Here is a 6,747-nt window from a genome sequence, read left to right on the forward strand (position 1 = left end):
GGACCGAAGAGACCGTCCCCACACGCGGCTGGAGCCTGCTGGCCTATCCCCCGGGTCCACGACTGCCCGCCGAGATCGACGGAGTCTATTGAACGCCCCTCAGCTCGCCGGCGGAGCGTCGAAACCAAAGGTCAGGCTCGAGAAGGTGGTGTCGAAATCGGCGGCCGGATTGCCGCTCAACGGCTCGCCCCAGACCACGTTCAACTGCCAGTCGCCCGACCGCGGGATCGAAAAACTGACGTTGCCGCGACGGTCGCTGATCCGGGTCGCGACAGGGCGTTCGTCCGCAGCCAGATTGACGAGTTTCACCAAGGCCCCGGGCAAAGGTCGCCCTTCATACAGAACCTGAAAACCGAGAGGCTGCCCGGCTGCAGCCGTGTAGGGGTTCTGAACCGGCACCAGTTCAAGCCGCAAACCCATAGGCTGGGTTACATAGGGGGCCTCCGAACCAGGTCCGGCTCCAACCCTGATCAACGCTTTCGCGCGTCGGCTGTAGATTTCCCGCCCCGGAGCATCGCTCTGACGCGAACGCTGGCGCTGCGCCCGTATCAGCGTCAGCCCTTCGGTTTCGACGTAGTCGTTGAATCGGATCGAGGGGAGTTCGCTGGGCGTATGTCCCGTCTCCAGGGTGATGACATGGGTGCCGGGGGTGGTGAAGGTCATCCGTCCCACCCCACCCTGACGGATGGAGCCCTGCTGATTGGTGGTGCCGTTGGGACCGACGCTGCGCAGGATGGTGACCTTGGCGATATCGGCGTCCCACAGCTCCCGGTTCACCCCGTGACCGACCCACAGGCTGACGGACGCCGGACGACCCGCCGCGACCCAGAAAGGGTCGGGCTGCACCCAGAAGTCATGAGCGGTCGCTGGTAGGGCGAAAGAGGCGACGAGCACGCCGAGCCAGATTTTGCGCAAGACACGCCTCCATTTCGCTAACGTCATGACATCTGCGGCCAACGGCCAGACGTATGTGATGAAGGCAGCCTTCGTGCCTTCTGCGAATGTACGATCCAACGTTGGAAAAGGACGCGGTTTGACTTTCAAAACAACATCCCGATCGGCCTGTTGGTCCTTGTGGTCGACCGAGAAGACTGTGCCCGTCGCCCTGGCCGTCGTGATCGTCGCCCTGACCGCGGGTACAGCCTCGGCACACGATGGAACCGGCCTGGCCGGCGGTTTCATCTCAGGCTTCCTGCACCCGCTCAATGGCCCCGATCACATGCTGGCCATGGTTGCCGTCGGCCTGTGGGGCGCGATCCTGGGCCGGCCCCTGGTGATCGCCTTGCCGGTCGTGTTTCCGCTCATGATGGCCGTGGGCGGCGTTCTGGGAATACTGGGCTTCCCGATGCCGCCCGTCGAACTCGGCATCGGCCTCTCGGTTCTGGTTCTTGGATCGGCGATTGCCTTCAGCTGGAAACCCGCCGACTGGATCGCGATCGTCCTGGTTGCGGTCTTTGCGCTGTTTCATGGCTTTGCCCATGGCCAGGAGCTGCCGTCAGCCGCCGACCCCACCGGCTACAGTCTCGGGTTCGTGGCTTCGACCGGCCTGCTGCACATCGTCGGGATCATCATCGGTTACGGCGCGCTCCGGTTCGGTGGATTGGCCGTGCTCCGCGTTCTGGGCGGTCTGATCGCAGCGGCCGGTCTGTGGTTCCTGTTCCGGGCCGTCGCCTGATGCGGGACGGTGCGCTCCCTGCGGCCCTTCTCTGCGCCGCCCTGGGACTCCTGCTGGCCTACGCGTCGCGAAAGGCGCTGGCCCCCGCAGCACTTGCGCTTGTCATCTTTGCCCTGGTCGTCTTCGCCGTCGGCATTCCGGTTCGCTGGGAGGAGGCTGCATTTTTCGGATGCTGGGCCAGCATCGTCGTCATGGCGGCCTCCATCCACATTCGGGGGGGGCCGGGATTCGCCTGGCCCGTCGTCCTGGCCGCCAACGCCGGCGTCTGGGCAGGCGCTGTGCTTTCGGTGGCTGGCCGATCGACGGACCTGGCCATCGCACTGCCGTGGATCCTGTTAGTGGTGCCTGCCTTGTGGGTCCGCAAAACCAGGATCGGGCTTGCGATCAAGATCGTGGCGAGTTGGTTGGGCGCGGTGGCCATCCTGGCCGCTGCCATACCGCTGACCCCGACCCCCGGATACGCGCCCGATCACCGGGAGTAGTGGCGCAATGGCACGACAGAGCAAATGGTTGGCGAGTGCCTGAGGTCTAGATCCGGTTTTGCGACTGGAAGACAGAAATCGCTCACTGGCCCTGGCTTCCGATCTTTTCGTGCGTGTTCGAATCCCGCCGCCCGCTCCAGCGCCTGCGAAGTCCGGCGACCCGCCTCAGGTCTGGCCAAGGCTCATCCGGACCAGGGCCGACAGGTTCGGCGCCTCCATCTTGGACATCACCTTGGCGCGAAAGATTTCGACCGTGCGGGGGCTGATCGTCAGACTGGCGGCGATTTCCTTGTTGGACAGGCCCTCGACGAGCTGATCGAAGACCTGCCGCTCGCGCACTGTCAGCTGCGCCAGTCGCTGTTCGATCACGGCCCGCTTGTCGATGTCCGCGCCGACCTGATGCACCCGGTTGACGCAGCCCTTCAAGGTCTCGATCAACCGCTGGGGCTCGAACGGCTTTTCGATGAAATCGGTGACGCCGGCCTTCATCAGGTCGACGGCCAGGGAAATATCGCCGTGGCCCGTGATGACGATGATGGGCCAGGCTTCTCCGTGCAGGGCCGTGATCCGCTTCACGACCTCGGTTCCGTCCATGCCCGGCATGTGCAGGTCGGTGACCACACAGGCGACCCTGTCGGCAGGCAGATTGTCGAAGAAGTCGACGCCGCTGGCGAATCCCCGGGCGCGCAGGCCCTCGGCGCGAAGCAGGGTCACAAGAGAATCGCGGACGGCGAAATCGTCTTCGATCACGAATACGGACGTCGTCATGGCAGAGGCTCCGACAGGCGCTGCAGGCTGAACGCGAACGCGGCTCCGCCAAGATCGCTGGTCTGGACGCCCAGAACGCCGCCGTGGCGCTCGACGATCGTGCGCGTGACCGACAGACCCAGACCCATGCCGCCTGCCTTGGTCGTCATCAGGGGCCTGAAGATCCGGCCGATCTGGTCGGGCGCGATGCCGGGGCCGCTGTCTTCGACCCGGATGCGATACTCGGTCGTGGAAATCGCCTGGCCCAGGATGGCGACCTCGCGTCTCGGGCGTTCGGCGACGGCCTCGATCGCGTTCCGAACCAGGTTCACGATTGCCTGCTGGAATTGGATCCGGTCGGCCAGGACCCAGTCCGCCTGATCCTCGACGGCGATCCGGAGATGGGCACCGGCGGCAGGGCCGAGAAGCTGGAGGATCGGTGCGAGATCGTCGATCATCGAGGAAACCCTGTGCGGATCCAGCCGGCGCTCATCCCCGGCCAGCAGGTTGCGCGCCCTGCGGATGATGTCGCCGGCTCTCAGGACCTGGTTCTTGGCCAGTTCGACGGTGCGGCTGGCGCTGTCGGCGAAGACGCCGGCGCGACCCAGATCAGCCTGGGTCGCCTGCAGATAGCTGGCGGCGGCCGTCAGCGGCTGGTTGAGTTCGTGGGACAGGGTCGCGGCGATCTCGCCCAGGGAGTTCAGCCGCCAGACCTGGTTCAGCTGCTCCCTGAGTTCCTGATTGCGCGCCTCGGCTGAACGCCACCGACTGAGATCCGTGAGTGTAAGGATGGTGTTCGGCGGGCCGTCGGGAGTCTCGATCGACGCCCTGTGGATCCCGACGGGAAAGACATCACCGTCGCGCCGCCGACCCAGCCAATAGAGGTCTTCGGCACCGGCGGTACGATCTGCGGCGCTGTCGAAGGACTCGACGAAATCACCGAACGGCTGGCCCAGAACATCCGGCTGGCGAACCCCGAACAACGCACAGGCCGGTTCGCTCATCGACAGGATTTTCGATCGGCGGTCGAGGCTGACGACCGCAGCGGACGCCAGCATGGCGCTTATGGTGGCGTCGCGGGTGGAGAGCCGTGCCGTCAGGGCCCGGGCGTTGGCCCTCGCGGCGCGTCCGATCCGTCCGAACTCGCCGATCGCCAGGCCGACGCAGGCGAAGAGCACGGCATTGACGGCACCGTCGACGACGCTTTCACGCGGCACCAGGGCGACATTGGCCGCGATCGACAGGACGATGGCCAGGGCCGTCGCGCCACGCGACGCCAGCAGCGCCGGAAGCATGACGGCCGGGATCAGCGGCAGGTAATAGAACTTCCCGAACGCCTCCAGCCCCAGGCGTGCGAGCAGGGCCGCACCGACGGCCACCACCGCCAGGATATAGCCGTTCGCCCCCCGAGAGGCGAAGGTGGAGACCCCACCCAATCGCGTCATCAACGATGACTTTTCCGTGGCCGTCATAAGCAAGCCGTCGAACTCTGGCGGTCGATTTCAGGCATTCTGGCCTGACCGGAAGCTATCAGCCGGACAAATCCGGGTAAATAGCCAATCAATGTCGCGAAAATTTGGGTCTGCGGGCGTCGGCATTGCAACGGTATGCGAGACAGCATTTGCCTTGCCGGCAAGACAACTGAACACCGTTTAGTTGTCTGACTCTGACTGTTGCGGATACCGCAACAGTTGCAGATAGCGTCCGGGACGTCGGCACCGACCTATCCAAAGGATACCGAGCCTTGGCGACAGGCCGATCGCGCGGTCCGGAATCCCTCGCGCGACGCTGCGTTAAGTATTCTTACGTAGGTAGCGGTTCACGAAGAATATTCGCTCTGTCGTCAACCTTAACGGCGAAATCGGGCCAGAACGGCTCTCTGCAAAATGAACCCCATGACGAACAATGTGATCCGACTCGCCGGCCTCATGATGGCCTTCGGCGCTGCCACCGTCGCCTGTGACGCACAGGCCAGCGACCCGTTCTCGTTCCAGTTGGGTGTCGCCAGCCAGTACATGGGCAAGGGCCTCGGCAAGAGTAACGAGGAGCCCAGCGTCTCCGGCTCGGTCGAAGTCACCCACAGCGGCTTCTACGCCAGCCTGTTCGGTGCGACCGCCGAACTGTCGCAAGGGTCGGACGCCGAAATCCTGACCACGGTCGGCTATCGCACGACCGTCGCCGGCACCGGACTGGATTTTGCGGTCATCAACCGCGACCTGCCGGGCACCCGCCGCGGCGTCGATGCCAACTACACCGAGTACCAGGCCGATCTGTCGCGCAAGATCGGACCCGTCTCGACCCGGTTCCGCGTCAACTACACCGCCGACGGCTTTGCGGCGACGCAGGAGGCCTGGTGGATCGAGTTGCAGGGTGGCGTCGCCCTGGACGCCAACACCCGGGCAACCGCAGCCATCGCCGATCGCACCGCTGACGGCGGCACCGAATACACGGCCTGGAACGTCGGCGTGAAGCGCAAACTGCCCCACGATCTGTCTCTCGACCTGCGCTGGTACGACACCGACGGCCACCGCTTCGGCGAAAGCTACGAAGGTCGGCTGGTTGCCGCCCTGACCCTGTCTCTCTGATCCCGTCCTGATTTTCCCGTCCCGTTAGCGTCTCTCGACCAGGAACCCGCGATGCACCTGAGCAATGTCCCGATCGGCAAGAAACTGATCCTCGCCTTCGCCGTCGTCCTTCTGGCGATCGGGGCCATGGGTGCCACCATCTTCTTCAGCCTTCAGGCCCTGTCAAAGGCCGGCGAGATGCGAAGTTCGACCAACGCGATCGTGCGCGACACGGCGACCATCGAGTTCAAGATGGCGCGCCAGGAGAACAGCTATCGCGGCTTCCTGGTTTCCGGCGACCGGTACTACCTGGATCGGCTTGATTCCCATCGCGCAGACTTCAAGGCCGGGCTTGAGGCCCTGCGCAGGGACGGCGGTGCTGAAGCCGACCGTCTGGCGGACGTGATCGAAGAAGGTGGGGACGCCTGGTTCGAGAACGTCGTCACGGCCGGTGTTGCTCTGGCCGCCAATCCGGCGACCCATGCCCAGGCCGTCGCGATGGTCGGTCAGAACGGTACCGCCGACAACTACACCAATGTCGTCGAGGAGGGTCTGGACGCCCTGAACACCCAGAACATGGCCGCACTGGAAGTCGCGCGGAATGCCCAGGTCGCCGCCACCAATACGGCCCGGATCGCCCTTCTGGTCGGCCTGGCGCTCACCCTGCTGATCGCGCTGGGTGCCAGCTGGGTCCTGTCCCAGGGCATCGCCAGTCCGGTGCTGAGAATGACCGGGCACATGCGCAAGCTGATGGCCGGCGACAACGCGATCGAGGTGCCCGAAGCCGCCCGCAAGGACGAGTTCGGTCAGATGGGCGTGGCCATCCTGGCCTTCCGCGACGCCGCCCTCGAGAAGATCCGCATCGAGGCCCAGGCCGCTTCGGACCGTGGTCAGTCCGACGCCGATCGCGCCGCCAACGAGGCCGACAAGGCCCGTACGGCACGCGAAGACGCCATTGCCATCAGCGCCCTGGCGGAAGGGCTGTCCGCCATCGCCAATGGCGACCTGACCCATCGCTTCACCGCCGAAGTGGCACCCAAGTCCGCCCAACTGAAGGAAGACTTCAATACCGCCGTGGCCCAGCTTCAGGACACGATGGCCGTGGTGGTCACCAATGTCTCGGCCATCCGTTCCGGTTCGGGCGAGATCAGCCAGGCCGCCGACGACCTGTCGCGTCGTACCGAGCAACAGGCCGCGTCTCTGGAAGAGACCGCTGCCGCTCTGGACGAGATCACCGCCACGGTGAACCGCACGGCCTCGGGTGCCCGTCAGGCTTCCG

The 6,747-nt window shown here is 65.0% G+C and carries 7 protein-coding genes; 4 read left to right on the forward strand and 3 right to left on the reverse strand.

The window, feature by feature from the left end; translation table 11 throughout:
* Positions 1–99: 99 nt before the first annotated feature.
* Positions 100–1,182, reverse strand: coding sequence for a DUF4198 domain-containing protein (locus tag JHC99_RS16535; protein ID WP_292155716.1), 1,083 nt, complete (start codon positions 1,180–1,182; stop codon positions 100–102).
* Here JHC99_RS16535 and JHC99_RS16540 point away from each other — a divergent pair.
* Both JHC99_RS16540 and JHC99_RS16545 read left to right on the forward strand, forming a co-directional pair.
* Positions 1,115–1,675, forward strand: a complete 561-nt coding sequence (locus tag JHC99_RS16540) for a HupE/UreJ family protein (RefSeq protein WP_292155728.1) — start codon at positions 1,115–1,117, stop codon at positions 1,673–1,675. The genes JHC99_RS16535 and JHC99_RS16540 overlap by 68 nt on opposite strands.
* Positions 1,675–2,157 (forward strand): hypothetical protein, encoded by a 483-nt coding sequence (locus tag JHC99_RS16545; RefSeq protein ID WP_292155719.1) that lies wholly within the window; start codon positions 1,675–1,677, stop codon positions 2,155–2,157. The genes JHC99_RS16540 and JHC99_RS16545 overlap by 1 nt, the downstream gene beginning before the upstream one ends.
* A 165-nt stretch (positions 2,158–2,322) precedes the next feature.
* Here JHC99_RS16545 and JHC99_RS16550 read toward each other — a convergent pair whose 3' ends face one another.
* The gene (locus JHC99_RS16550) at positions 2,323–2,925 is read right to left on the reverse strand and encodes a response regulator (protein ID WP_292155721.1); all 603 of its coding nucleotides are present in this window, start codon (positions 2,923–2,925) and stop codon (positions 2,323–2,325) included.
* Positions 2,922–4,349 carry an ATP-binding protein gene (locus tag JHC99_RS16555; protein WP_292155724.1) on the reverse strand — a complete coding sequence of 476 codons (1,428 nt, stop codon included), beginning with the start codon at positions 4,347–4,349 and terminating at the stop codon, positions 2,922–2,924. The genes JHC99_RS16550 and JHC99_RS16555 overlap by 4 nt, the downstream gene beginning before the upstream one ends.
* A 441-nt stretch (positions 4,350–4,790) precedes the next feature.
* Between JHC99_RS16555 and JHC99_RS16560 the strand changes: the two genes are divergently transcribed.
* Positions 4,791–5,489: a TorF family putative porin gene (locus tag JHC99_RS16560; RefSeq protein WP_292155726.1), complete on the forward strand. Its 699-nt coding sequence runs from the start codon at positions 4,791–4,793 to the stop codon at positions 5,487–5,489.
* Positions 5,490–5,540: 51 nt separating this feature from the next.
* Positions 5,541–6,747, forward strand: a 1,207-nt coding sequence (locus JHC99_RS16565) for a HAMP domain-containing protein (RefSeq protein ID WP_292155727.1), incomplete at its 3' end; no start/stop codon positions are given.

The organism is Brevundimonas sp. (genome assembly GCF_016463485.1).
In the GTDB taxonomy this organism is placed as follows: domain Bacteria; phylum Pseudomonadota; class Alphaproteobacteria; order Caulobacterales; family Caulobacteraceae; genus Brevundimonas.